Here is a 26329-nt window from a genome sequence, read left to right as displayed (position 1 = left end):
GTTACTCAAAGAAATCCTTAACCTGACCCACTAATCGGAATGGGACCTTGAGGACCTTGACCGAGGTGGTGACGGTTTTTTTGGCCAAAACCAGAGGGAAGGTCACCGTCTGTTTGGCCAAGTGCAATGAGGTTTCAACTGGGCCTTCTTCGTAGTCCAGGGCGAACTGGTCATAGGCCTTGGCCTCCCTAGCATCAATCCGTTCCACATAGAACTCGTAAACCGACTGGGCAAACTGCTGGGCGGAAATCTCCTTCAGCTTGGCGGCCAGTTTTCGCTCGGTCATGTTTGGAGTGCTGGCAATGGCGTCCAAAATGGCATCGGCCAAATCCCACTCATGGTAGTAAAGGGTACCAAACATCTTGTCCGTGATTAGGTCATCCAGGTAGGGGTTGCCGTGGGCGATAATGGGTTTGCCCGACGCCAAAGCCTCGGTGTAGGTCAGGCCTTGGGTTTCGCTGGTAGAGGCCGAAATGAAAAAGTCACAGGTCTTGTAATAGAGGGCCACCTGGTCGTGGGCAATCATGCCAGTAAAGATGACCTGGTCGCTGATGCCCAGCTGGGTAGCCAAGGACTTGAGTTCTCCCAGATAAGGGCCGTCACCAACCACCACTAATTTGACAGCTGGGTTATCGGATAAAACGCTAGGCAGGCTTTTGAGCACCGCTTGGATATTTTTCTCAGAAGAAATCCGAGACAAACTCAACAACATGGTCTCGTTTGGTTCAATCCCAAGCTGGCTTCGCAGCTCGGCTATGTCACCAGAGGAAATATCGTCACGAACAAACTTGTCCAAGCAAATCCCTGTCGGGATGGTCCGCTTGAGGGGCTTGACCCCGTAACTGTCCAAGAGGTTGGTCACAATCCGGCTGGGGCAGATGATGCCATCCAGGTCGTTGAGGTAGCGTTTGACGATGTGCTTGACCATGCCTGGGCGAATAAGCCGGCCCTTGGCGATGTAGTCCACATAGTCCTCGTACTGGGTGTGGTAGGTGTGGACCACTGGAATCCGCAGGGCCCGCCCCACAATCTTGCCCAAAATCCCCACGCCGAACTCGGTCTGAGTGTGAATGATATCCAACTGGTAACTCTTGGCCACCCGATAGGAGGTCATGAGCCCTCGGTAAACCACCCGCCGGTCCGTAAAGGACACAAAAGGCACGCTGGGCAGGCGGATAATGGTCGGGTCCTCGTAGCGGTTGACCCCCTTGTCCGTGGTCGTAAAGATGTAAACCTCATGCCCCAGCTGCTCCAGCTCCTCCTTGAGGGTGCGGATACTGGTCGCCACCCCCGACACCTGTGGAAAATAGGTGTCTGTAAATAGCCCGATACGCATAGAGCCTCCTTTCTAACTTACTGGCCCAAAACCTCTTCATAGACCGCTTTGAGCTCCTGGCCGATGATGGCCATGGCCCGCGACTGAGCCACCGCATAGCCCGCTTCCCGCTTGTCGGTCTGCTTGGCCAAGATGTCCTGGATGGCCTTGACGAAGCCCGGCACGTCTTTGGCCAAATGGGCAGAGCGGTCATCTACCCAACCCTGATAAACAGGGATGTCCCGCAAGACCGTGTGCTGGCGACTGGCTAGCGCTTCTAAAACGACAATCCCTTCCGTCTCTTCCTTACTTGGGAAGAAAAAGGCGTCCGCTCCGCTCATGGCCCCTTCAAAAACATCTCCCTTGATGTAGCCCGCAAAGGTCACGTTGGCGGGGTGATTTTTCTCCACAATCCGTCGCACCGACCAAGGGATAACCCACTTGTTGGTCTCACCAAACCAGATAAAGCGAACCTCAGGCAGGCTCTCAGCCACCTTAATAAAATCCTCGATGCCCTTGCGTTTGAAGTAGAGACCCGCACACATGACCACAGGCTGGTCAGCCGTCAAGCCAAAATACTGGCGAAAGGCCTCTTCCTTGGTCTGGTCTGGCACATAACGATCAAGGTCAATCCCGTTGGACACCGCATAAACAGGTCGCTTCAAACCATAAGCCTCAAGCAATGACTTGGAATAGGCCGTCGGGGTGATGATGGCATCCGCCAACTTGTAAAACTGGCAGAGGTACCACTTGAAAAGGGGGCTGACCAGGTTGGAGCCGATAAAGGAATCCCTGAAATCTTCTTCCGTCGAGTGGCCGTGCATGATGACCTTTTTCCCAGCCTTCTTGGCCGCCTTCATCACCCGCCAACTCTTGTAACCATAGGTATTGACATGAACCAGGTCATAATCCGCCTTGGGGTCGGTCGTGTAGGCCACCCCAGCCAGGCCCAAGGCCTGCTTCTGATGCTTAATGGCCCGCCCAATACCCGATTTCCTCAGGTAATGCTCCGCCTCCAAGTACAATAAAACTTTCATACCCCCTATTATACCCCATTTGCCCCATTTTTTCACCAGAAAACGCCAAAAACTGCAAGGTCAACCTAGAACCTGTATTCACATCTCAGCAGTCACCTGACTGGCTAGTTTTGGCTCACTCTTTGTCACATTCTTTTGCAATACGCGCAGTATTTCTGCAAAAATGTTTCTCGATTGTGCCAAAACTAGCCTAGTCAACCAACTACTTCGATTGCGAATACAGGTTCTTACAGTTTTGTTAGTTTTTTGGAAATAGCAGAGCGGAAACTAATCAGCCACAAAGGTCACAATATCATTCGGTGTACAATCCAGTATCCGGCACAACTTCTCCAGGGTTAGGAGGGTGATATTCTTGTTCTTCTTGAGACCATCCAAGGTCTTATTGTCAATACCAGCTTTCAATAGTCGGTACTGGGAAAGGTTTTTCTCGGCCATGGTTACCCACAAGGATGCAAATTCTATCATGTACTGCTCCAATCATTGTGACTATCTCCATACTAGTTATTCGTCATTGGATACAGTAAAAAAGAGGTGTTGAGAAATAATTCTCAATAAAAAATATAAAAACAGAAAGGAGCCAACAACATGTGGGGAATTTTTAGAGATTTATTTTTCTGGCTACGGCCATAAAAATAAGTAAAAGGTAGCTAAACGGCTACCATTCAGATTGGGGAACAGGACATTTGTGTTCTTTTCCCCAATCTTTTTCTTTTATCAAAAGCAAAAACTCTTAGAAGTACGATACTGAAAATACTTCTAAGAGTTTTTGAACACCATATTCTAGTTTCAAGGAGAGTTAGTACTGAAAAACGAGACAAGGCTACTTTTTTCTTGTTAAAACATCTAAAACCAGAAAAGCAATGTAGAGAATGATGACTACCTTGAACATAACAATGATCCTAGACAAATCATAAATCAGCCAAGTAGAACAAGCCAAAAGTATCAGAGATAAGGCAAACTGAGTGATGTCTTTGGCAAATCGCTTGAGGTACCACTCGATAACCCCCTCATCACTAGACGTCAGTTTATAACCCTCATACTCTTGTCTGGCTTTTTTGATGCGATTAAACATAGGCATCCTAACCTCCTTTAATAACTGGTAGCTTTCCTTCAATTATACGTGATTGGAGGCGGCTTGTCCATTGTGGAATTGGTCACTAGAAAATGACCTGCTCGATTGAGCAAGTCATTTTACTCTTTTACCCCGAATTTCGCAAACCAGTCGCAATGCCGTTGATAGTGGTGTGGATTTGCTTGAGGTCACGGTCGGCCAGTTGGCCACGGCGGTGGCGTTTGATCAGCTCGATTTGAACGTAGTTGAGCACGTTGAAATAGGGCAGGCGGTAGTCCAAGCTGGCTCGCAAGGATGGCAATTCTTCCAAGAGGTCATCGTGTTGCTCGATGGCCAAAATCACGTCCTTGGTCAGCTGCCACTCGTCCAAGATGATGGTAAAGACATCACGCACCGCCTCGTCCTCGCACATCTGAGCGTACTGGAAGGCAATGTTCATGTTGGACTTGGACAGAACCATATCCACGTTGGACAGGAGGGAATTGAAGAAGGGCCATTTCTGGTACATGTCTTGGAGCTTCTTGAGGTTGCCCTCTTCCTTATCAATAAAGCGTTTGAAGCTGGACCCAACCCCGTACCAGCCTGGCAACATGACCCTGTTTTGCGACCAGGAGAAGACCCAAGGAATGGCACGGAGGCCTGAGATTTCCGTGATGGTCTTGCGGGCTGCTGGTCGGGAACCGATGTTGAGGCTAGACACCTCACGGATAGGGCTGGCCGCAAAGAAGTAATCGTAGAAATGCGGGTTGCCAAAGACCAGGTCACGGTAAATCTGGTAGCTGTCGGCCACAATCTCGTCCATGCTGGCTCGGTAGCCGTCAATTTCGTTGGCATCGGTAATCATCTGGGTTACCATGCGGTCCAGGGTCGCTGACAGGAGCATTTCCAGATTGTAGTAGGCGGCGTCCTTGTTGCCGTACTTGTTACCAATGACCTCGCCCTGCTCGGTCACCCGAATCCTGTCTTTAATTGACCCAAATGGTTGGGAAGTGATGGCGTCGTAAGATGGGCCACCACCACGGCCAACCGTTCCCCCACGGCCGTGGAAGAAGGTGATTTTGACCCCGTGAACCTCGCCCAACTTGGTCAATTCGTTCTGGGCCTTGTAAAGGGTCCAGCCAGAGGACAGGTAGCCCCCGTCCTTGTTGGAATCCGAGTAGCCCAGCATGATTTCCTGGTAACCCTTGTTGCCAGCAATCCAGGTCTTGGCCAAGTCCAAGCTCAGGTAGTCCTGCATGATACCTGGGGCATTATCCAAATCCTCGATGGTTTCAAAGAGGGGCACGATTTGGATGCGGGCAAAATCCTTATCCACCAGACCAACTTCCTTGAGGAGGACGGCCAGTTCCAAGAGGTCGGACACGCTCTCTGAGTGGGAAATGATGTGTTGCTTGATAATCTCCTCGCCCATCTTGTCCTTGAGTTCACGGGCAGCCTGGAAAATGGCCAATTCGCTGGTCAAGAGGTCTGACTTGGGCTGGTTGGTGGCTGACAGAAGACGAGGGTCTGCTTCTAACTGGTGGAGGAGCACTCGGCACTTGTCAGCCTCTGACAGGCTAGAATAATCCGCTTCAATCCCAGCTGATTTGAGCAACTCAGCCACGCAGGCCTCGTTGATAGAGGAATCTTGACGGAGGTCGATGCTGGCCAGGTAGAAGCCAAAGATGTCCACAGCCTGAACCAGCTCTTCAAAATCCCCACCCAAGAGGGTCTGACCCTGATGGGCCAGCAAGGACTCCTCGATAACCGCTAGGTCAGCTCGGAAGTCAGCTGCCGTCTTGTAACGTGGCAGCTGCTCCTCATCCTCCAAGAGGTAGGCCAGGGTGTTGGTCAATTTTTTCTCGATGTAGGTCAGGGCTCGGCGATAGAGCTCTTTTTCCCTAAACTCCGAAGACTCGGTGGACAGCTCGGCCATGGCCCGCAGGGCGCTAGACGCCCCAACGTAGTTGGTCGATAGGGAGAAAATCCCGTAGAGGCTGGCGATTTTTTGGAGGTAGTAGGTCAGGATCAGCTCAGCCTGGGTGTGGGCAGAAAGGCGAAGGGTGTCGGCGGTCACAAAGGGGTTGCCGTCTCGGTCGCCACCGATCCACATGCCCATGGTGATGGGCTTGGGGTTTTCAAGAGGAAGCCCCCGCTCAGCGGCCAGTCGCTTGTAGGTGCTGACCAAGTTGGTGATGGCCTTGATGAGGGAGCGGTTGTAGTACTCAGTCACGTTGCTGATTTCGTTCTTGACCTTGAGCTTCTTCTCCCGAATGATGTCCGACTGCATGAGGAGCTCGATGTGGCGGCGGAGGTCAGCCAGCCACTTGTCACGGTTGACCAGGCCCGCCTTGACGTCACGGTACTTACGCAAAAGCAGGTGAATCTGGTGATTGAGGCCCAGCATGGTTCGGCGTTGCACCTGGGTCGGGTGGGCCGTCAGAACTGGCACCACGTTGACCTGCTCCAAGATGGCCTTGGCGTCTGGGTGGTCCGCCACCGTGTCCAAAATCAGGGACAGCTTGCCCAGATAGTCCTGGCCCGTGTTGTTCTGGTAGTTAACCTCGTAGGCCAAATCCACATCCTCAGAAATGTTAATCAAAAGAGGCAGGATAGAGAAATAGCGAGACACCACCTCCATCTGCTGGCTGTCCAAATCTGCAATCACAGCCTCCAGCTCCTGATAGTTCTGGCTCTTGGACAGGTCGGTCAGCCGCTCAATCAGGCCGAACCCTTCCTCCCCAATCATGCCCTTGGTGGTCTCCTCCAGGAGGCCCTGCAAGATGGCCACCTCCTCCTGGATGGTGTCTTTATGGTTGTTGCTTTCAAGTTTCTTGATAATCATAACTAGCGTCACTTTCTTTTTTGGGACATGGCAGAGCGAAAACCCTGTCTTGTCTATTCTACCATATTTTGAGGGAAAAAGCAGGACCAGCTTGCTAAGGTGTCACAAAGATTTTGCCAGATAAAAACCAACCCATGCTGGCATAGGTTGGTTCAGGTCGTTCGTGCCAAATCGGCCATTAGCAGTTAACCGCTTATTAAACCAATAAAAACGATTCATACAAGTGTTGTCACAACTAATTCCTCAACAATGTTAAGAAATCTGTGAAACTACTCGCAACGGGTTTCGTGTCTGGTTCAAACTCGCCAGAGGTTTCATGGTACCAAATGACAACCTTAGGCTGTTCTTTTGACTGCCGGTAATCTAAACATAAGAGATCACCTGAAAACAAGGCAGCAATAGGCAAAAAATCAATTCCCAATTGATCCGGATTCGACGTCAAACGTTCGCCAAGCTGGCTCTCAACCACTTCAATATCGTAGATAGCTACTTCCTGTTCATAATCAGCTACTAAACAAAGAAAGCGTTCCACAACATAGTCCCAGCCACCGCAAGAAAAGACTTGTTCTTGTGGGATACAACCGTTATACCGTCTTAAAAATTGCCGGTAATCCTCTGGTAATATAATCCTCCAGGACTTCTCTCTTTGGGATAAAAGCCTTTCATCTGGGAGAGGATTGACAATTGTTTCCTGTTTCACTTCCAACATTTTATCTATTTTGTCCCAAAGAGACGGTCGCCAGCATCGCCCAAACCTGGGACGATATAACCGTTCTCGTTGAGTTTTTCATCAAGGGCCGCTGCAAAGATTGGCACATCTGGGTGGGCTGCTGCCAGAGCGTCAACCCCTTCTGGAGCAGCTACCAGGCAGACAAACTTGATGTTGGTTGCCCCACGTTTTTTGAGGGAATCAACGGCCAGGATAGCTGAACCACCAGTCGCCAACATTGGGTCCACCACAAAAATCTGGCGTTGGTCAATGTCGTCTGGCAACTTAACCAGGTACTCAACAGGGGTCAGGGTTTCCTCATCTCGGTACATGCCGATATGACCAACCTTGGCCGCTGGTACCAGGCTCAAAAGCCCATCCACCATGCCGATACCAGCACGCAGGATTGGCACGATGGCCAATTTCTTACCAGCCAGCTGCTTCTGAACGGTCTTGGTAATCGGTGTCTCGATTTCCACATCCTCCAGCGGCAAATCACGCAACACTTCGTAACCCATGAGCATGGCAATTTCGTTGACCAGCTCACGGAAATCCTTGGTCGAGGTCGTTGTCCGACGCAGGATAGACAGCTTATGCTGAATGAGTGGATGCGAAATAACATGACATTTTTCCATAAGAAAACCACCTTCTTTACTTTTTATCCCTACTATTTTATCACAAGACGGGTAAAAAGGGAAACGTTTTTATAAGAATCCCTCTGACCTACTGGGCCTATCTCAGAGGGGATTGCCCCATACGGAAATAGGTGTGGCGTTTGCCCCGAACGGCCAAACTCAGGGCCATGATGTTCTCAGGATCAGGCATACGACCGTAGCCTCCATCACCGATGTGGTGAATGTCACTACCCACCCGCTTATTGCTCAGGCCAAACTCTCGAATGGTCTGAGGGTCCGCACTCTCCTGGCTAGTGCCGATGGTTGACATGACCAAAGCTCCCTGGGCCTTGAGTTCCGCCACGATTGGGGCCAAACCTTCCTCACGAACTCCAGGAACAGTTCCAACAGCAGGCACCAGAACACCATCAGCTCCCAGCTGGACAAAGGCCCTAAGAGCATCTGGATTAACCACAGGCTCACCGAGACCAGCCCCGTGCATCTTGCCAGCAAAAACCAGGCCATCAAAATGCTCAAGAGCCAGACCGATAGCCGATTGGATAGCCGATAAGGAGACCCCAGTTGATGGATTTCCCGTCAGCAGGATAAAATCTACCCCCAACTCCTGAGCAGCTCGCAGGCTCTCTGGACTGACCAAACGACCAGCAGGCAGGTGCACTTGCTCATCCAGCACCTTTTCAGTCGGATCAACGGGTTCTAAATTGATACCAACTGGACGCCCCGTCAGTTTCTTAATCTCAGCGATGGGATTGTCACAGGGGTAAAACCCCTTAATAGCCTTGACAAAGACATCAAATTCATTAAGCACTAGGAGGTCACAGCCAAAACTAGCCATCATCTCCGCATTGCTGACCCCTTCAATCAGGGGAGCAGCCGTCACAACCGTTTCCCCCAGAATGGTGCGACCCTCGCTGGCCAAGATGGCCTGCTTAAGATCAGCTTTCCCCATCTTACTCACCTCACTGGCATAGGCAGAAATTAAACGCTTCATGTCACTCTTCCTTTCTTCTTGTTCTTCTATTATACCGAAAAAAAGAGCGTTTGAAAACGCTCTTTTATCATCCGCTCTTCATCAAAGATTCTTCCTAGCCACTTCATAGATAAGAATGGCTGCCGCCACACTGGCGTTGAGGCTCTGCACATGTCCCGTCATGGGAATGGTCACCATCTCGTCAACCTGCTTTTTGATGTTGGCCGAAATCCCCTTGCCTTCGTTGCCGATAATGAGGGCCAACTTGCCAGCCGTGTTCCAGCCTTTGGCTGGGGTGCCGTCCATATCCGTGCCAAAAATCCAGAAGCCCGCCTCCTTGAGCTTGTCCAGGGTCTGGCTGAGGTTGGTCACACGGGCAATGGGCACATGCTCCACCGCCCCTGTCGAGGTCTTAGCCACCACGGGCGTGACCCCAACCGCCCGGTGTTTGGGAATGATAACCCCAACCACACCCATGGCGTCAGCCGTCCGCAGGATAGACCCAAAGTTATGCGGGTCTGTCAGCCCATCAAGGATGAGAATAAGGGGATTATCTGCCTGCTCTGCCTTGGCCAAAATCACCGACAAGTCCGCATAGGCGAACTCCGATACCCGCAGGACAAAGCCTTGGTGGACCGCGCCATCCGTCATCTCGTTGAGGGTCTTTTTGGGGGTCCAAGAAATCGACACCTTTTTCTCGGCCGCTAAGATCTTGACCTTGTCCACATTCTTCCCTCGGAGGTCGTCTTGAAGGTAGAGCTTGTTGCCTGTATTGGCCTGTAAACTTTCCATAACGGCGTGAACGCCATAAACCATATCATTTGTTTCCATAAGTCTATTATAGCATGGCAGGGCACAAAAAAACCTAGAACAAGTCTAGGTTTTTTTGCCTTAGGCTAGGCTTAGTCTTCTTTACGACGACGTGTTGCTGCCATACCCATTGCAGAGGCAAGGAGAACTGTACCAGCAAGAGCTGCTACGGAGTTATCATCACCTGTTTCTGGGAGCATTGGCATTGCCTGAGCGACTGGTGCTTTAGCAGCTGCTTGAGCAGGGGCTGCTGGTTGAACAGGAGCCATCGGTGCTGGAGCTGGTTTAGCAGGAGTCATTGGCATTTCAGGCTTAGCTGGTGTTTCCACAACAGCCTTGTAAACGTAAGTCACATAAGTCACGCCTGCTGTTACCATACCCTCTTCTTGACCTTGGGTCAATTCAGGAACGAGGACGTAGCGAACGCCATCTTTCACGATTTCCGCAGGGCGGTTATCAGTGGTGTCGTATGGCAGACCAGTCATGGTTGTCTCAGTATCCACAACTTCAGCTTTAATCACGTTACCGTTAGTATCGTGGTAACGAACAATCACTTGGTGTTTTTCCTTGGTTTCAGGTGTTGTCGGCACTGGAGTGCTTGGAACACTTGGAACTGGAAGGTAGGTGATTGGGGTATCAACACTTGGATCAGTTGGGATAGCTGGTACCACATAACCCTTAGTTGGATCGGTTGGATCAACTGGTTTCAATGGTTGACCGTTGCCATCAACTGGTGTGAAGCCTGGTACATGTGGTGCAACAGTTGTTGGGTTGCCTGGCTTAGTTGGGTCTTCTGGGTTGTTCGGGTAAACCTCGTTGATTGGATCTTTACCTGGAACGTTGATGATGTACTTACCAATTGGTTTGTAAGTCACAACAACAGAAGAATTTCCGTCAGTTGGCGTCGCAGTTGAACCTGGAACCGAAGCCGTATCTGCCAAGTAGCCTGGGATAACTGGAGACTTAACAGTATCGAACATGTTGTCCGCTGATGTCCACTCACCGTACATGATTTCACCAGTTACCAAGTTCACTTTTGCATCACGAGTAAAGGTTACTTTCTCAGTCACAGTTGCTGAGACAGTTTCACCCATGTCGTTGACGTAAGTGATGGTACGAGTGATGTCTTTAACGGTTTCAAGTGTGTCAACACCTGCTGGCCATACTGGGCTGTTAGGGTCAGTTGAATCAACTGGTTGACCTGGAACAGCTGTTTCCGTTACTGGAATAATACGAGGAGTTACAACAACCTTAAATTCTTGAACGTTGCCGTCAATGTTATCATAGATTGCTGCTTGATCAAAGTTGTCAGTTACAACTTCATAACCCTTAGCGTGCAATTCCTTGATACGATCTGCAGTTGTATAAGCAATCTTATCACCTGCTTTACCCAACACCTCATCTTTTACAAGCTCAGTGCCTTTATCGTCAACGTAAGCGATAGTAGCCACTTGCGGATTTGACAGGTAAGTGATTGGGGTATCAACACTTGGGTCAGTTGGAAGTGCTGGCACTTCGTAACCCTTAGTTGGGTCAGTTGGATCAACTGGTTTCAACGGTTGGTTCTTACCATCAACAGGAGTAAATCCTGGTACAAATGGTACAACAGTTGTTGGTGTGCCTGGCTTAGTTGGATCAGTTGGGTTGTTCGGATAAACATCAGTGATTGGAGTTTTTCCTGGAACATTGATGATGTAGCTACCAAGCGGACGGTAAACCACAAGAACTTCCGAATCCTTATCTGTTGCCTTAGCAGTTGCACTTGGAACTTCTGAAACTGAAGTCAAGTAACCTGGGATAACTGGTGACTTAACAGCGTCAAACTTGTCATCTGCACTTGTCCAAGCACCGTAAACCACCTCACCTGTTACCAAGTTAACTGTTGCAGGGCGAGTGAAGCTCAAGGTCTCAGTTACAGTAGTAGAAACTTCTTTACCCTCACCATCAATGTACTTAATGGTACGAGTAACCATCTCTTCTTTCACCAAGCCTTCAACAGTTGATGGCCATACTGGTGAGTTAGGGTTGTTTGAATCAACTGGTTGACCTGGAACAGCGTCCTTAGGAACTTCAATTACAATCTCTTTCAAGACAACTTCAAAGGTTTGTGGAGTGTCTTTATCGTTATCAAAGTTCTTGTCACCTGCAAATTCATCCTTAGCAGGAGTTTTCACATCGTAACCAGCTTTTTCAAGCTCAACCAATTTCGCCTTGTAAGCATCAGCTGAGATTTTCTCACCAGACTTACCTGTTTCGTTAACTGTACCAAGTTCCTTGTTAGGCTCTTTAGCCGTCTCATCAGACTTGAAGACGATAGTCGCTGTTTGACCGTCTTGAACGTAAACGATTGGGGTATCAACACTTGGGTCAGCTGGGATAGCTGGAACCACATAGCCCTCAGTTGGATCAGCTGGATTAACTGGTTTCAATGGATTGTTGCTTCCGTCAACTGGTGTGAAGCCTGGTACAAATGGTACAACAGTTTTTGGTTCACCTGGTTTAGTTGGGTCTGTTGGGTTGTTCGGGTAAGTTTCAGTTGTTGGCTGATCTTGACCTGGAACTTTAACAACGTATTGACCAAGTGGTTTGTAAACAACGTTCTCAGTGTAGCTTTCTGTTGTGTTGCTGATAGTTGCTTCACCAACAGTCGCACGGTCAGCCAAGAAGCCTTGGATGATTGGTGACTTAACCTCTGGAACGAGTTTGTCTTCTGACCAAGTACCGAACTCAACCTTACCTGTTACCAAGTTCACGGTCGCAGGACGCGTGAAGGTTACTGGTTGCTCAACGGTCGCTGAGGCTGTTTCACCAGTTGGTGTCAAGTAAGTGTAAGTGATGGTACGAGTAACAGTTTTCTCCGTCAAAATCTCTTCAGATGGTGTTGGGTAAACTGGTGAGTTAGGATCAGTTGGATCAACTGGTGTACCTGGGGTATTATCCTTAGTCACAGGAACCACACGCTCTTTCACAACAACAGTGTATTTCTGAGTTGGTTCACCGTTTTCGTCTGTAACGTTATCGAACTTGCCGTTTTCTGGGTAAGTGTTGCTAACGAGTTCATAACCAGCTTTCTCAGCCGCTTTGATTTTCTCTGCGACATCAGTAGCCTTAGTCAATGGCTCACCTGTCTTACCAAGTTCCTCAATCGGTGTGTTACCTTCGACAACTTTATCCTTACCGTCTTTATCTTGGTAAGTGAAACTTGTTACAGCTTTCTGATCGTCTTTAGTGTAAACAACTTGAACACGGCTGTTCTCATCTGTTGCCTTAACTGGCACTTCTGCCACAACTGGTTTGTCAGCGGTGTAGCCAGCCAATTCTGGTTTGTCAGCAACTGTTGGTGAGGTTACAGGTGCAAATTTCTGGTCTTCAGACCAAGCACCAAACTCAACCTTGCCTGTCACCAAGTTCACGGTCGCAGGACGAGTGAAGGTTACTGTTTGAACAACTGGTTCAGTAACAGGCTCACCTTCTGGTGTCAAGTAAGTGTAAGTGATGGTACGAGTAACAGTTTTCTCCGTCACAATCTCTTCAGATGGTGTTGGGTAAACTGGTGAGTTAGGATCAGTTGGATCAACTGGTGTACCTGGGGTATTATCCTTAGTCACAGGAACCACACGCTCTTTCACAACAACAGTGTATTTCTGAGTTGGTTCACCGTTTTCGTCTGTAACGTTATCGAACTTGCCGTTTTCTGGGTAAGTGTTGCTAACGAGTTCATAACCAGCTTTTTCAGCCGCTTTGATTTTCTCTGCGACATCAGCAGCCTTAGTCAATGGCTCACCTGTCTTACCAAGTTCCTCAATCGGTGTGTTACCTTCGACAACTTTATCCTTACCGTCTTTATCTTGGTAAGTGAAACTTGTTACAGCTTTCTGATCGTCTTTAGTGTAAACAACTTGAACACGGCTGTTCTCATCTGTTGCCTTAACTGGCACTTCTGCCACAACTGGTTTGTCAGCGGTGTAGCCAGCCAATTCTGGTTTGTCAGCAACTGTTGGTGAGGTTACAGGAGCAAATTTCTGGTCTTCAGACCAAGCACCAAACTCAACCTTGCCTGTCACCAAGTTCACGGTCGCAGGACGAGTGAAGGTTACTGTTTGAACAACTGGTTCAGTAACAGGCTCACCTTCTGGTGTCAAGTAAGTGTAAGTAATAGTACGAGTAACAGTTTTCTCAGTCACAATCTCTTCAGATGGTGTTGGGTAAACTGGTGAGTTAGGGTTCTCAGGATCAACTTTTGTACCTGGGGTATTGTCCTTAGTCACAGGAACCACACGCTCTTTCACAACAACAGTGTATTTCTGAGTTGGTTCACCGTTTTCATCTTTAACGTTATCGAAGTTCTTATCACCCTTGAAGTCATCTTCAAATGGTGGGTTTACTTCGTAACCAGCTTTTTCAAGCTCAGCCAATTTAGCCTTGTACTCATCAGTTGTGATTGGCTCACCTGACTTACCTTCTTTAACGATTGAACCAAGGTCCTTGTTAGGCTCTTTAGCAGTCGCGTCAGTCTTGAAGGTAATAGTTGCTTTTTGAGGGTCTTTAGTGTAAACAACCGTAACGGTTGGGTCCTCATCCGTTGCTTTAACCGTCTGAGCGTCAACAACTGGTTTGTCAGCGGTGTAGCCTGCCAAGTCTGCTTTGTCAGCAGCTGTTGGTGAGGTTACGGCTGGCAGGGTTTGGTCTGCTGACCAGTCGGTGTAGGTTGGTGTGTAGTTAGCTGGGTTTTTCAGGGCTTCAACCAAGTTGATGATCACTTCACGAGTGAATGTCACTGGTTCTTGGACCTTAGTTGGTGCAGCCTCTGGACCTTCTGCGTTATCAAACTTGTACATAATGGTCCGAGAAACTTCTTCGGTCAAGGCATCAACCTTAACGCCAGCTGGAATCTCAGGATCCTGTGGGTTTGGTGTTTGGATAATCCGTGGTGTTACTTTAACAGTAAAGGCTTGACTTGGGTTGCCTTTGTTATCCTTGGTGTTATCGTAAGTCGGTGTGCCTGGAACATCATTGGCTACCACTTCATAACCTTGCTTAACCAAGTCGGCAATCACTTCTGCAACTGGACGGTCAAAGGTAATTGGTTGACCAGGCAGACGTTTGTCATCTTTTGCTTGCTCTTCAGTGGTCAGTTTGTCCAGCTCTTTAACTTCTGTACCAGCTTTATCCACTTCAACAAAGCGAACGTTGGCTGCTTGGATGGCCTTGTAAATGTAGGTAATGACCTGCTCGTCCTTAGCAACAGAACCGTTTTCAGGTGCTGAATTCTCTTTAACACCTGTCAAAAGGAAGTCGATGCCAAATTCACTAATCGTCGGCAACTTGGTTGCTGGTACAGTGGTGTTGTAGGTTTCACCAACTTGTGTACCTGCTGGTTTAACCTCAGTTGTCGCACCACCTTTGAGTTTTTCACCCAAGTCAGTTTCGTATGCTACTTTAACAGCACCACCTTTTTGAGCTAAGTATTCAACTTTTTCGTCGATGATGCGGTTAGGCGTATTGTTTTCAAGGGCACGAACGGTAACTGCTGGAACCGCTGTGCGTTCAGCATCGTAGAACTCGCTAGTGCGATCTGGTGATGTTACCTGTGACAGTAACTTCGTTGGCTGGTTATCAGAGCCTTTAACCTTCCAGTCCGTGTAGGTCACTTCCTTAGTGACAGCGTTAATGGTTGCCACACGAGTGAACTCAACGGTTTCAGTTTGTTTAGGTGCTGCTTCTTGACCAGCCTTATTACCATCCTTGTAGGTGTAAGTGATGTTACGGGTAACGGTATCAGTCTGGGCCTCCAGAGTCACACCTGCTGGAACTGGTGGGTTTTCTGGTTTTTCTGGGTCGATAACGACCTTCTTAGGTGTCAGTTTAACCGTGTAAACCTGGCTAGCTGTCCCCGGGTTTTCTTTGACATTGTCATAAACCTTGGCACCACCTTCGGTGAATTCATCAGAAACCAATTCGTAACCTTGAGCAAGGTAAGTTGCAATACGGTTTGCTGTTGACAAGGTGATGGTTTCGCCAGCCAAACGCTTAGCGTCTTTAGGTTGGGTCTCAGAAGTCAGAGGTTGGTCAAGATTTTTAACAACCGCAGCGTTTGGCTCTTTAGAAGCCACCTCAACAAAGTTGATGATTGCGTTTTGGATTGGTTTGTAAACGTAGGTAATGACTTGCTCGTTAGCAGTAACATCACCTGCTTCTGGTGCTGAACCAGCCTCAGTACGAACCTTAAGGAAGTCAATCCCAGCTTGAGCAATTAAAGCTGGTTTCAAGGCATCTGATACCACATAGTCTGTACCAACTTGGGTGCCTTGAGCTCGAACGATTTCATCAGCTTTGATGGTTTCTTTGGTGTTGTTTGAACCAACTTCAGCAACATACTTAACGGTTACTGGGCCACCAGCCTTAGGAGCGTAGTAGTAGTTAACTTGTTTGGTTGTCGCTTCCAAAGTACCTGTTGCACCAGCCGCTTGAGGTGTTGTTTTCAACTCATAAACCAAGCCGTTCTCGTCTGTCAATTCTGGAGGGGCAACAATAGATGTGACATCGTAAGCTTCACCAACAAGGTTGGTCAGTTTCGGTGTCTTGTCATAAGTTGTTGTGTCTTGAGCTTTCAGACGTGTTTCAGTACCTTCTTTGTAGTAGTTAACGACAACATCAGAGAAACGAGCCTTGTTATAGGCTGCAACGATGTTGGCCTGCTTGAGGGAAATGGTTCCTTCCCGCTTAGCATTATCGATGCTATACTTGCCGTCTGTTGTGTACTCTTTGAAGATGTAGTAGTTGCCGTCAGCGTCTTTAATCAAGTAAGGTGCTGTAACAGTTGTTGTCGGCACACCATTAGCTGCTGTGGTGACATTAGTTGTTGTCTTCTTGTCCGCTTCAGTCGCTGCGTTAGCTTCGGTCAAATCCTTGGTCGGTCTGGCTGTCGCATACTTATCACGCAAGAGGCGCTCTTTTTCAATGGTATTGATAATCGGAGTCGCTGTCAAAAGGTGATTGGTCGCTGTACCTGCTGTATCAGCATCAACATAACGCAAGATAACGTTACCTTCAGCTCCTCTACGAATACCACCAGAAAGTGGCTGGTCTGAACGAATCGTCCAGTTGACAACCGCTTTGGCTGCACGGATGTTACCGTCAACAACCTCGTCGCCTTCTGGCGTCGTAACGGTCAAGGTGCCATCCAAGTTCTCAAGAACGGCGTTGTTACCATTAACCCGGATATAATCAAGTGTATGATCTGTAAACACACGGTTAACACCACTCTCGTCTCCCATGTGGAACTGGTAGTTATAACCTGGCAACATGCTGCCTTCAACGAGTTCAATAGACAGCTTGTTGTCTTGAACCTCTTTAACTCGGAAAGTTGGTGCTGTCCGCTGACCGAAGAGGATAACGTCGTGTTCATTAACAAGGGCAACGCTCTGCTCAGAACCACCAGCTGCACGTGGTTTGAAGAGTGGGTACTCTGCACCGTCGGCAATCAGAGACTGGAATCTAGAGAGTTCGGTGTCATTCAGGTTGATGGTTAAGACCGTTCCTGGCTCATACTGTTGACCACGGGTCCAGAAGTTCCAAATGGAGTTATATCCAATGATTTCTTGCTCGGTCGAGCCCTTGATGGCTTTTACCGCAACGTCACCCGTTGAGTTGATAATAGATGGTCCTGTCTCACCATTTGGACGAGGGTCTCCTGCAATGGTATAAGGGGCGTCAACAATCACTTGGTCATTGACCGTGATGTTGGCTTCAACGTTCTTAGCAACCTCTACACGAGGGTAAAGCACTGAGCCTTGCATCCGCTGACCGAAGTAAACCTCTTGCAGGGCTTCAACGTTTTCGTTGAAGATATAAGTATGGCTAACCGAATAACCGCGAGCTTTGATGTCCTGATCCAGCTTTTCAACTGGTGTCAACGCGTCGTTACGTTGAGAGAAGTAGGATGGACGACCATCCAAGTTGGTATAGTTCTGCGTTGACGCATTGGCTACCAAGGTACCAAAGACAATCCCTTCATCGGAAACCAATTCCTTAACAGGACTGGACGTCAAGGTGTTCATCGGACCAAGTTCAGTAAAGGTCAGAACGAGTTTATCACCTGCTCGGAAAGTATCGTTTGGCAGTTTGATTTCATAACCAAACGTCGCGTCTGGGTTATGCTGGTTGTCTGGAACGCTGATTAAACCTTTAACTTCAATGGTCTTAGTTTCTGATGAACCATCTTGGTTAGACACTAAGACAGAAACAGGACGGAAATCTGCTTGTTCCGTTTTTCCACGGAAATCTGTTCTGCCCTCAGTATTGTTGTTGCTGGCAGCAGCTGCGTCTTTACGCACAAACACCTTGATGGTACGGCTTGCTGTGTTGCCCTCAACGATGGCAGCAGCGATAGCGTTGTTGACGATGGCAAATTCAGTGCCAGCGTTGTTGCTAGCTGTTTCAGCCTTGTAGCCTGTTGGGGCATCCAACTTGATGTCAACCTTGAAGGTTACAGGCTCGTCTTTAGCGTTCGTTGTCTCTTGGTTAACAGAACGGTTCTCTTGTTTGACTTGTTCACCGGTTTCAGCGTCAATGTATTGCACACGGTAGGTTGTTGCAGCGGTCCGTACAGGAGCAGCAACTACTGGCGCTTCCTCGGTTGCAACACGAGTCGTAATTGTTGGTGTAACTGGTTCAGCTGGTTGTGCATCAGCTTTTGGAGTTTCCTCAGCTTTGACCTCTGCTGATGGAGTTTCCTCAGTTTTTGGAGCCTCTTCAGCTTTTGGTGCTTCTGGTGCAACTTCTGCTACTGGAGCTTCCTCAGCCTTAGCTTCCTCTGCTTGTGGTGCTGCTGGTGCGACTTCAACCGCAGGAGCTGGTTCAGCTTCCTCAGCTGCATCGGTAGCTTCTGGGCTAGTTTCGCCAGTGGTTTCACCACCTGCTACTGTTGTCGCCTCTGTCGTGCCTGTTCCTGAAAGCTCAGTTGCCGCCACGCTCGAACCACCCGCCATGAAGAATGCCGCTACTGCTACCGAAGCAACACCGACATTAAATTTACGGATGGAAAAGCGTTCACGACGCTCTGGTCTAACTGAACGACGCAAGTTAGTTTTGTTTTCCAAATTTGTTCTCCTTTTGAAAATCGTTTCATTCTACATTCTTCGAGGAAACAATTCATTCCCCCAAGGTCTGTATACCGTAGTATTATATCACTACTTTTCGTATAAAAGCAAGTAATTTGACGTGTTTTTCAAGGATTATTAAGAAGTTTTTAAGATTGTTGTTATAATCCATACCCCCCCCGAGGAAAGCGGTTTCTAAGTTGTTTCCCAGAGTTATTTGCCTTGGCGATTTATTATAAATATCAAATAAATCAGCTGGACTTCTTTCATCTGTTTTCAAAACTTTCATAAATTTTTCACAATCTAGTATCAAAACTGATTAGAGCGTTAAAGATTATGCTTAGGCTCTGAAAGGATTTGCCCTTTGCCAGTTGACCGCCGCTTTTTCCTTAACAAACCCAACATGGGGTAATCGGAGATAGAAGAACTCGAGGCAGTGCTTCACCAAAACCAAAGCCCCCTGGTGTGCGAGACCAAGGGGCTTTTTTGACCTTCTCTGATGAGATTAAGGGGTTAGGCTAGCTGTCGCTTACGGCTCATCATCTAACCATTTGCAGATGAGATAAAGGACTAAGCCTGCTATCACTTCTGCCACAATGTTGAGCAAGAGCTCTTGAAGAATTACAAGCATGACTAGTTACCTCCTTTCCGATAGACTAGTCGAAAAGGCACGACAGTCAGTCTATTATAGCGCAAATCAACCTGAGCGTCAGGCTATTACTGAAAGGAACCGCCTATTCCTTGACAAACCTGACCCAACATGGGATAATCATAGGTGAAAGAATTGCGTAGCATCTTGTTACCAAAACCAAAGCCCCTTGGTGTGCGAGACCAAGGGGCTTTTTTGACCTTCTCTGATGAGATTAGAGGATGTGGCATAGCCATGGTTTTATCTAAGATTACGGCTTGAGTGAGTAGAAAGTTACCGCTTTTCTTCATCCCGTTACTTCTGTCGGGAGAAGGGTATCAACTGAAAATCAAGTTCCCTGTCACTGACGAGTGTTGGAGTATCCCGATTTCCTAAAAAATCATGTAAAGAAGTGGAAAGCCTGACGGCTTTCTTCATCCGCCACTTCAGTTGGCAGAATGACAACAACTGAAAAACAGTTGCACCGTCTTTGACGAGTGTTGGGATGTTTCTAGTCTATCTACGTTAATCAACCTCAGCAGTAGAAAACCTAGCGGTTTTCTTTATTAACCATACGCTCAGTTGGCAGAATGGTATCAACTAAAAATCAAGTTACCGTTCACTGACGAGTGTTGGAGTATCCCGATTTCCTAAAAAATCATGTAAAGAAGTAGAAAGCCTGACGGCTTTCTTCATCCGCCACTTCAGTTAGCAGAATGACAACAACTGAAAAACAGTTGCACCGTCTTTGACGAGTGTTGGGATGTTTCTAGTCTACCCATGATAATCAACCTCAGCAGTAGAAAACCTAGCGGTTTTCTTTATTAACCATACGCTCAGTTGGCGAATCGTTGCGTTCCATAGTCTTTTAGCTATGGAACTGCTAACGATTCTAGCCAACTGACCCCTCCATCTCATAAGCAATCAGTCTGTTCAACTCAACAGCGTATTCCATTGGGAGTTCTTTGGTGAAGGGTTCGACAAAGCCCATGACAATCATCTCGGTGGCTTCTTGTTCGGACAGGCCACGGCTCATGAGGTAGTAGAGTTGCTCCTCGGAAATCTTGGACACCTTGGCTTCGTGTTCCAGGGCCACCTGGGAGTTGTGGATTTCATTGAAGGGAATGGTGTCGGAACTGGATAAATCATCCATGATAATGGTGTCGCACTCGATGTGGCTGACTGACTTACGTGAATTTTTGGCGAAGGTGACCTGACCTCGGTAGTTAACCGCACCGCCGCCTTTGGCAATGGACTTGGAGACAATGGAAGAGCTGGTATGAGGAGCGTTGTGAATCATCTTGGCGCCTGCGTCTTGGTTCTGCCCGGTATTGGCAAAGGCGATGGACAACATGGTCCCGCGAGCCCCCTCGCCGTCCAGGTAAACCGACGGGTACTTCATGGTGGTTTTGGCCCCCAGGTTGCCGTCAATCCACTCGACGGTGGCGTTTTTGAGGGCTCGGGCCCGCTTGGTCACCAGGTTATAGACGTTGTCCGACCAGTTCTGAATGGTCGTGTAGCGAACATAGGCCCCTTCCAGAGAGAAAATTTCCACGATAGCCGCGTGGAGGCTGTTGCTGGAGTAGGTCGGCGCGGTACAGCCCTCGACGTAGTGGACGCTGGCCCCCTCGTCAACGATGATGAGGGTCCGCTCAAACTGACCGGTGTTCTGGTTGTTGATGCGGAAGTAGGTCTGCAGGGGAATGTCACACTTGACCCCCTTGGGAACGTAGATGAAGGTGCCACCTGACCAAACGGCCGAGTTGAGGGCGGCCAACTTGTTATCGGTCGGCGGCACCAATTTGGCGAAATACTGCTTGAAAAGGTCTGGGTAGTCTCGCAGGGCCGAATCGGTGTCCGTGAAAATGATGCCCAGCTTCTCAAACTCTTCCTTCATGTTGTGGTAAACCACCTCGGACTCGTACTGGGCTGAAGCACCAGCCAGATAGGCCCGCTCAGCCTGGGGAATCCCGATCCGTTCAAAGGTTTCCTTGATTTTCTCAGGCACATCGTCCCAAGACCGGGCTGGCTTGTCAGACGGCTTTTGGTAATAGATAATCTCATCAAAATCAATGTCCGACAGGTCTGGCCCCCAGGTCTGCATGGGCATTTTCTGGAAGGCTTCAAAGGCCTTGAGACGGAAGTCCAGCATCCACTCAGGCTCATTTTTAGCAGCCGACAGCTCACGGATGACCTGCTCGTTGAGGCCCTTACCGGTTGAGAAAATCGGGTCCACATCATCATGGAAGCCAAATTTGTACTCGCCCAGGTCGATGGGCTTAGGGGTTACAATTTCAGTTGTTTCTGACATAAGTGTCCTTTCTGGGGCAAGCCCTAAGCTGGCCCGTCAATCGCTAAATAAAAGATGGGGAAATACCCGAGGAGACAAGCTTGTTCAGGCCAAGCCAGGCAGAAATGAGCTGGGCAGGCTCTGACCTAAGCTAATGCCACGAGGAAATAGACAGGTCAAGCTCTGACCAATGCCAATACCTCGGGGAAATGAACTGGGCAGGCTCTGACCTAAGCAAATGCCACGGGGAGTTGAACAGGTCAGGCTCTGACCTAAGCTAATGCCTCGGGGAAATGAACTGGGCAGGCTCTGACCTAGACTAATGCCACGGGGAAATGAACTGGGCAAGCTCTGACCCAAGCAATGCCACGGGGAAATGAGCTGGGCAAGCTCTGACCTAAGCCAATGCCACGGGGAAATGCTTAGGTCATACTCTGACCTAAGCAAATGCCACGGGGAGTTGAACAGGTCAGGCTCTGACCTAAGCCAATGCCACGAGGAAATGGTCAGGTCAAGCTCTGACCAAAGCTAATGCCACAGGGAAATGACCAGGTCACGTTCTGACCAAAGCAAATGACACGGGGAAATGAGCTGGTCATACTCTGACCTAAGCCAATGCCACGGGGAAATAGCCAGGTCAAGCTCTGACCAAAGTCAATGCCACGGGGAAATAGCCAGGTCAAGCTCTGACCAAAGCAAATGCCTCGGGGAAATGAACTGGTCAAACTCTGACCTAGACTAATGCCTCGGGGAAATAGCCAGGTCAAGCTCTGACCAAGCCCAATGCCACGGGGAAATGAACTGGTCATGCTCTGACCAAAGCAAATGCCACGGGGAATTGAGCTGGTCAAGCTCTGACCTAAGCAAATGCCTCGGGGAAATAGACAGGTCAGGCTCTGACCAAGCCCAATGCCACGAGGAAATGGCCAGGTCACGCTCTGACCAGTGCCAATGCCACGAGGAAATAGACAGGTCATACTCTGACCTAAGCAAATGCCACGGGGAAATGAACTGGGCAGGCTCTGACCTAAGCAAATGCCACGGGGACTTGGGCTAGCTACTCTGCACGCCCTTCACTTTTCTGGCTCCAGCTTGATAGGCTTACTAGCTGGGCCTGCACCTTCTTGGGTAGAGTGGCAACAACCAGCTTGTAGGATTGCTCAATCAGCTCTGCCAACATGGCCTGACTGATGGCTTCTGTTTCTAAAGAAATAGAATTCCAGTGGGTCTTGTTGAGGTGCCAGCCTGGTTTGATGGCTTCTGGGTAGAGGTCTCGGAGGTCTTGATTGACCTGGGGGCGATTTTTCAGGTTGATAAAGCCCTTGTCAGCCTGGGGAAAGAGGAGGCCGAAAAACTTGCCAGCCACGTCAAAATAGTAACAATCCCAGTCGGTTCGGTAATAAACCCTGGCCCCAGGCAACTGGTCGCCGAAAGCCACACAGGCTAGAATCCTGTCGTCTAGGCTCATCGATCGACCTCCAGGGCATCTTTCAAGGCATTCCAGGCCAGGGTGGCACACTTGATCCGCTGGGGAAACTTGGCCACGCCAGCCAGGAAGGCGGCATCGCCAAGATCGTTTGCTTTGGGGATGGGCTTGCCCTGAACCATGTCGGAAAAGAGCTCTGCCATTGCAAGCACCTCGGAGAGGGGCTTGCCCAAAACCGCGTCAGACATCATGGAGGCAGAGGCCACCGAAATGCTGCAACCGTCGCCGTCAAAGCCGATGGCAGTAATGCGGTCCTCGGCCAGCTGGACGCTGACCGAGAGGACGTCCCCGCAGGTGGGGTTGTGCTTGGTCGTGGGCTGGGTGCCAGGCAGAAGGCCTCGATGGTGGGGGCTCCTGGAATGCTCGGTCACCACCGCCAGGTAGAGGCTATCCAGTTTAGACAAGGCCATGAAAATACTCCTTTGCAGTCACGAGGGCCGCCAAAAAGCGGTCGCAGTCGGCCACGTCGTTGTAGAGGTGAAAGCTGACCCGCAGGGTCGAGCCGACCCCCAAGTGGCGGTGGAGGGGCTGGGCACAGTGGTGGCCCGCTCGCACGGCCACGCCCTCATAGTCCAGGGCCGTGGCCAAGTCGTGGGGGTGGACCCCAGCCAGCCCAAAGCTGATGAGGCCTGCCCGACCCTCAGGTTCCGCTGGCCCATAGATGGTCACGCCCTCCATGGCTTGCAGTCGCTCCAGGGTGTAGGCCGTTAGGTCTTGGCAATGGCGGTGCACCGCAGGCATGCCGACCTCAGACAGGTAGCGTAGAGCCGCCGCCAGGCCAATAGCCCCAGCGATATTAGGGGTGCCCGGCTCAAACCGCCAAGGCAAGTCTTTCCAAGTCGCCTGGTGCAAATCGACCAACTCAATCATCTCACCCCCAAAGGCAAGGGGTTCAAACTGACGGAGCAGGTCTTCCTTGCCGTACAAGACCCCGATGCCCGTCGGGCCCAGGACCTTGTGGCCAGAAAAGGCCAGAAAATCACAGTCCAGATCCTGAACATCGACTGGCAGGTGGGCAGCCGACTGGGCCGCATCCACCACCAGATAGCCCCCCTTGGCATGAACCAGCTGGGCAATTTCTTTGATGGGGGCTATGTAGCCCAGGACATTAGACACCTGGGCCAGGCTAACAAACTTGGTTCGGTCAGACAACCGGCTGACCAAGTCCGCCATGTCCAGCTGGCCATCAGACAACTCCACATGGAGCAGTTTAGCTCCCGTCCGCTGGCAGACCTGCTGCCAGGGAATCAGGTTGGCGTGGTGTTCGGCCACAGAAACTAAAACCTCGTCGCCAGGTTGCAGGATTTGACCAGCAAAACCAGCCACCAGATTGAGGCCGGCCGTGGTGCCAGAGGTGAAGATGATTTCCTTGGTGGACTTGGCCTTGATAAACTCACGCACCGTCTCCCTGGCTGTTTCATAGGCCTGGGTGGCGCGTTCCCCCAGACAATGCACGCCTCGGTGGACATTGGCATTGTCCTCAGCGTAGTAGGCACGCACCGATTCAATAACCTGAAGAGGCTTCTGGCTGGTCGCCGCCGAGTCCAGATAAACCAAGGGCTCATCGTGGACCAGCTGGTCTAAGATGGGGAAGTCTCTTTTGATGTCTTTCAAATCTCGCACAATGAGCTCCTTTCTAAGGTGGCAGGCATTGGGTCGATCACCCTACCGCTCCTGTAACTTCTTGTCCAGAACCGCAATCATGTCCTCACGAACCGCTTTGACTGGGATTTCGGTGATGACCGAACCTAGGAAACCCAGGATAACCAGGCGTTCGGCCGTGGCCTGATCCAGACCTCGGCTCATGAGGTAGTACATGTCCTCTGGGTCCACTTGGCCGATTGAGGCCGCGTGACCGGCGGTCACTTCATTTTCTTCAATCAACAAAATAGGGTTGGCATCGCTCCGAGCCTGGTCACTGAGCATGAGCACCCGACTCTCCTGCTGGGCATCTGCCCCCTTGGCCCCCTTGATGATGTGGCCAATCCCGTTAAAGGTCAGGGTTCCCCGCTCCAAAATCACCCCGTGCTGGAGGATATGGCCGACGGAGTGGTTGCCGTAGTTGGTCACGCTGGTGTCCACGCCCTGAACCTGACGGCCGCTGGAAGCTGCCACCACCTTGAGGTTGGCCGAACTCCCATTGCCAATCAGGTCGCTGTCAAAGTCGCAGACCACATTGCCCTCGTTCATGACGCCCATGGCCCAGTCAACGCTAGCGTCTCTGGCATGGCGGGCCCTGCGGCTGACATAGGCCGTCACCTGCTGACCCAGACGATCGATGGCCGCATACTTGACCTGACTGCCGTCTTGGACGATAAGCTCCACGCTGATATTGGCCGACACCTTGGCCTCACCCTCGCCCAGGCTTTCCAACCGCTCCAGGTAGGAGAACTTGCTGTTTTTCCCAGCGATGATGAGGATTTTTTTGACAAATGGCTGAGCAGATGACCTGTCTTGGAAGAAGATGCCCTCAATCGGTTGGTCCACCTCGACATTATCAGGCACATAGAGGACGGCTCCGCTGGTAAAATAGGCCATGTTATGGGCAGCCAGTTTGTGGCTGTCATCAGGCGTGGCCTGACCCAAAAACTGCTCCAAGAGTTCAGGCTGTTCGTCCAGAACAGTGGCAAAATCGGTGAAAACCACACCCTGCTCAATCAGCTCCATAGGCAGCTGTTCAAGGACAGTCTGACTGCCGACCTGAACCAGTTTGGGGTTGTCACCCAAGGCCATAAAATCAGGAACATTGGCAAAGTCTTGGCTGAGCTCTAGGCTGTCCGACAGCAGGTCCCAACGGTGGAACTTGACCCGCTCAATGACAGGCAAGTCCAGCTCTGCTATTTTTCCAAAAGCCGCCAAACGACGGTCCAGCAGCCACTGGGGCTCAGCTAGGCCTTGGGAATAGGCTTGAATGGTATCTTTGGTCATGATGATATTTACTCCTTATTCCTGTCTCAGGTGTTTCTCAGCGACAACAATCTCAATGTCACCCGTCTCTAGCCGCTCCCCCGTAGGGATAAAGCCCTGTTTTGTCCAAAACTGCGACGCCTGGGGATTGGTGGCGACATAACTCAAACGAGCCTTTTGGTAGTCCGCCCCTAAAGCCGACAAGATCTCCGTCAGCAACTGACTGGACAAGCCCTGCCCCTGATAAGCAGCATGAACCATGAACAAGCCCAGATAGACGGTTCCATCTTGCGGGTAATCCCTTATCAGATCCAGAACGCCCAAGAGGGTCTCCCCATCAAAGAAACCTAGAAAGACCTTATCGCTTGCGGTTTTTGATGGCGGAAACTTGGTTAAATCGCTGGCAACACTGGTCAACGTCGGTTGCGGCGGGTAATGCTCAAAATAAAGGGGATTGGTCTGATATAGGGCTAGAATTTCTGGGCTGTCGTCCAGCGTTAAGGGGCGAACCCGATAGGATTGAGATAGGTTGTTGCTAAACACCC

At 49.9% G+C, this 26329-nt stretch carries 18 protein-coding genes; all 18 read right to left on the bottom strand.

Going from position 1 to position 26329, the window contains the following annotated elements; all coding sequences use genetic code 11:
• Position 1: 1 nt before the first annotated feature.
• The 18 genes from AC3ARB_RS01240 to AC3ARB_RS01155 all read right to left on the bottom strand — a co-directional run bounded on the left by AC3ARB_RS01240 (position 2) and on the right by AC3ARB_RS01155 (position 26327).
• Entirely contained in the window at positions 2 to 1336 is a 1335-nt protein-coding gene (locus AC3ARB_RS01240; protein WP_488320777.1) for a glycosyltransferase family 4 protein, read from the bottom strand.
• Between the two features lie 17 nt (positions 1337 to 1353).
• Entirely contained in the window at positions 1354 to 2352 is a 999-nt protein-coding gene (locus AC3ARB_RS01235; RefSeq protein ID WP_488320776.1) for an LTA glycolipid anchor biosynthesis glycosyltransferase, IagA/BgsA family, read from the bottom strand.
• A 267-nt stretch (positions 2353 to 2619) separates the two neighbouring features.
• The gene (locus tag AC3ARB_RS01230) at positions 2620 to 2817 is read right to left on the bottom strand and encodes a helix-turn-helix domain-containing protein (RefSeq protein WP_488320775.1); all 198 of its coding nucleotides are present in this window, start codon (positions 2815 to 2817) and stop codon (positions 2620 to 2622) included.
• A gap of 355 nt (positions 2818 to 3172) precedes the next feature.
• Positions 3173 to 3430, bottom strand: coding sequence for a hypothetical protein (locus AC3ARB_RS01225; RefSeq protein WP_488320774.1), 258 nt, complete (start codon positions 3428 to 3430; stop codon positions 3173 to 3175).
• A gap of 121 nt (positions 3431 to 3551) precedes the next feature.
• Positions 3552 to 6248: a phosphoenolpyruvate carboxylase gene (gene ppc / locus AC3ARB_RS01220; protein WP_488320773.1), complete on the bottom strand. Its 2697-nt coding sequence runs from the start codon at positions 6246 to 6248 to the stop codon at positions 3552 to 3554.
• A gap of 235 nt (positions 6249 to 6483) precedes the next feature.
• The gene (locus AC3ARB_RS01215; RefSeq protein WP_488320772.1) at positions 6484 to 6957 is read right to left on the bottom strand and encodes an SMI1/KNR4 family protein; all 474 of its coding nucleotides are present in this window, start codon (positions 6955 to 6957) and stop codon (positions 6484 to 6486) included.
• A gap of 5 nt (positions 6958 to 6962) precedes the next feature.
• Entirely contained in the window at positions 6963 to 7592 is a 630-nt protein-coding gene (gene upp, locus AC3ARB_RS01210; protein ID WP_488320771.1) for a uracil phosphoribosyltransferase, read from the bottom strand.
• A 97-nt stretch (positions 7593 to 7689) separates the two neighbouring features.
• Positions 7690 to 8583, bottom strand: a complete 894-nt coding sequence (locus AC3ARB_RS01205) for a DUF7916 family protein (RefSeq protein WP_488320770.1) — start codon at positions 8581 to 8583, stop codon at positions 7690 to 7692.
• 81 nt (positions 8584 to 8664) lie between these two features.
• Positions 8665 to 9393: a 23S rRNA (guanosine(2251)-2'-O)-methyltransferase RlmB gene (gene rlmB / locus AC3ARB_RS01200; RefSeq protein ID WP_488320769.1), complete on the bottom strand. Its 729-nt coding sequence runs from the start codon at positions 9391 to 9393 to the stop codon at positions 8665 to 8667.
• Between the two features lie 71 nt (positions 9394 to 9464).
• Positions 9465 to 18473 (bottom strand): mucin-binding protein, encoded by a 9009-nt coding sequence (locus tag AC3ARB_RS01195; RefSeq protein WP_488320768.1) that lies wholly within the window; start codon positions 18471 to 18473, stop codon positions 9465 to 9467.
• Positions 18474 to 19190: 717 nt separating this feature from the next.
• Positions 19191 to 19412, bottom strand: coding sequence for a hypothetical protein (locus AC3ARB_RS01190; RefSeq protein WP_488320767.1), 222 nt, complete (start codon positions 19410 to 19412; stop codon positions 19191 to 19193).
• 581 nt (positions 19413 to 19993) lie between these two features.
• Positions 19994 to 21412, bottom strand: a complete 1419-nt coding sequence (sufB, locus tag AC3ARB_RS01185) for a Fe-S cluster assembly protein SufB (RefSeq protein ID WP_488320766.1) — start codon at positions 21410 to 21412, stop codon at positions 19994 to 19996.
• A 485-nt stretch (positions 21413 to 21897) separates the two neighbouring features.
• Positions 21898 to 22368 carry a hypothetical protein gene (locus tag AC3ARB_RS01180; protein WP_488320765.1) on the bottom strand — a complete coding sequence of 157 codons (471 nt, stop codon included), beginning with the start codon at positions 22366 to 22368 and terminating at the stop codon, positions 21898 to 21900.
• A gap of 80 nt (positions 22369 to 22448) precedes the next feature.
• Positions 22449 to 22859, bottom strand: a complete 411-nt coding sequence (locus AC3ARB_RS01175) for an MmcQ/YjbR family DNA-binding protein (protein WP_488320764.1) — start codon at positions 22857 to 22859, stop codon at positions 22449 to 22451.
• Positions 22856 to 23287 (bottom strand): Fe-S cluster assembly sulfur transfer protein SufU, encoded by a 432-nt coding sequence (gene sufU, locus AC3ARB_RS01170; RefSeq protein WP_488320763.1) that lies wholly within the window; start codon positions 23285 to 23287, stop codon positions 22856 to 22858. Before sufU ends, AC3ARB_RS01175 begins: the two co-directional genes overlap by 4 nt.
• Positions 23274 to 24500, bottom strand: coding sequence for an aminotransferase class V-fold PLP-dependent enzyme (locus AC3ARB_RS01165; protein ID WP_488320762.1), 1227 nt, complete (start codon positions 24498 to 24500; stop codon positions 23274 to 23276). The genes sufU and AC3ARB_RS01165 overlap by 14 nt, the downstream gene beginning before the upstream one ends.
• A 42-nt stretch (positions 24501 to 24542) precedes the next feature.
• Positions 24543 to 25805 carry a Fe-S cluster assembly protein SufD gene (sufD, locus tag AC3ARB_RS01160; protein WP_488320761.1) on the bottom strand — a complete coding sequence of 421 codons (1263 nt, stop codon included), beginning with the start codon at positions 25803 to 25805 and terminating at the stop codon, positions 24543 to 24545.
• Positions 25806 to 25820: 15 nt separating this feature from the next.
• Complete coding sequence (locus AC3ARB_RS01155; RefSeq protein WP_488320760.1) at positions 25821 to 26327, bottom strand: GNAT family N-acetyltransferase; 507 nt, start codon at positions 26325 to 26327, stop codon at positions 25821 to 25823.
• Between the last annotated feature and the right edge of the window lie 2 nt (positions 26328 to 26329).

Source organism: Streptococcus sp. ZY171113 (assembly GCF_057748235.1).
Note: the sequence above shows the minus strand (reverse complement) of the source record. Positions and strands in the feature narration are given on the sequence as shown.

Bases quoted from the DNA above. Each gene is read 5' to 3' on its own strand.
- AC3ARB_RS01240 (WP_488320777.1), bottom strand. From the start codon at position 1,336: ATGCGTATCGGGCTATTTACAGACACCTATTTTCCACAGGTGTCGGGG.
- AC3ARB_RS01235 (WP_488320776.1), bottom strand. From the start codon at position 2,352: ATGAAAGTTTTATTGTACTTGGAGGCGGAGCATTACCTGAGGAAATCG.
- AC3ARB_RS01230 (WP_488320775.1), bottom strand. From the start codon at position 2,817: ATGATAGAATTTGCATCCTTGTGGGTAACCATGGCCGAGAAAAACCTT.
- AC3ARB_RS01225 (WP_488320774.1), bottom strand. From the start codon at position 3,430: ATGCCTATGTTTAATCGCATCAAAAAAGCCAGACAAGAGTATGAGGGT.
- ppc (WP_488320773.1), bottom strand. From the start codon at position 6,248: ATGATTATCAAGAAACTTGAAAGCAACAACCATAAAGACACCATCCAG.
- AC3ARB_RS01215 (WP_488320772.1), bottom strand. From the start codon at position 6,957: ATGTTGGAAGTGAAACAGGAAACAATTGTCAATCCTCTCCCAGATGAA.
- upp (WP_488320771.1), bottom strand. From the start codon at position 7,592: ATGGAAAAATGTCATGTTATTTCGCATCCACTCATTCAGCATAAGCTG.
- AC3ARB_RS01205 (WP_488320770.1), bottom strand. From the start codon at position 8,583: ATGAAGCGTTTAATTTCTGCCTATGCCAGTGAGGTGAGTAAGATGGGG.
- rlmB (WP_488320769.1), bottom strand. From the start codon at position 9,393: ATGGAAACAAATGATATGGTTTATGGCGTTCACGCCGTTATGGAAAGT.
- AC3ARB_RS01190 (WP_488320767.1), bottom strand. From the start codon at position 19,412: ATGAAGAAAAGCGGTAACTTTCTACTCACTCAAGCCGTAATCTTAGAT.
- sufB (WP_488320766.1), bottom strand. From the start codon at position 21,412: ATGTCAGAAACAACTGAAATTGTAACCCCTAAGCCCATCGACCTGGGC.
- AC3ARB_RS01180 (WP_488320765.1), bottom strand. From the start codon at position 22,368: ATGACCTGTCTATTTCCTCGTGGCATTGGCACTGGTCAGAGCGTGACC.
- AC3ARB_RS01175 (WP_488320764.1), bottom strand. From the start codon at position 22,859: ATGAGCCTAGACGACAGGATTCTAGCCTGTGTGGCTTTCGGCGACCAG.
- sufU (WP_488320763.1), bottom strand. From the start codon at position 23,287: ATGGCCTTGTCTAAACTGGATAGCCTCTACCTGGCGGTGGTGACCGAG.
- sufD (WP_488320761.1), bottom strand. From the start codon at position 25,805: ATGACCAAAGATACCATTCAAGCCTATTCCCAAGGCCTAGCTGAGCCC.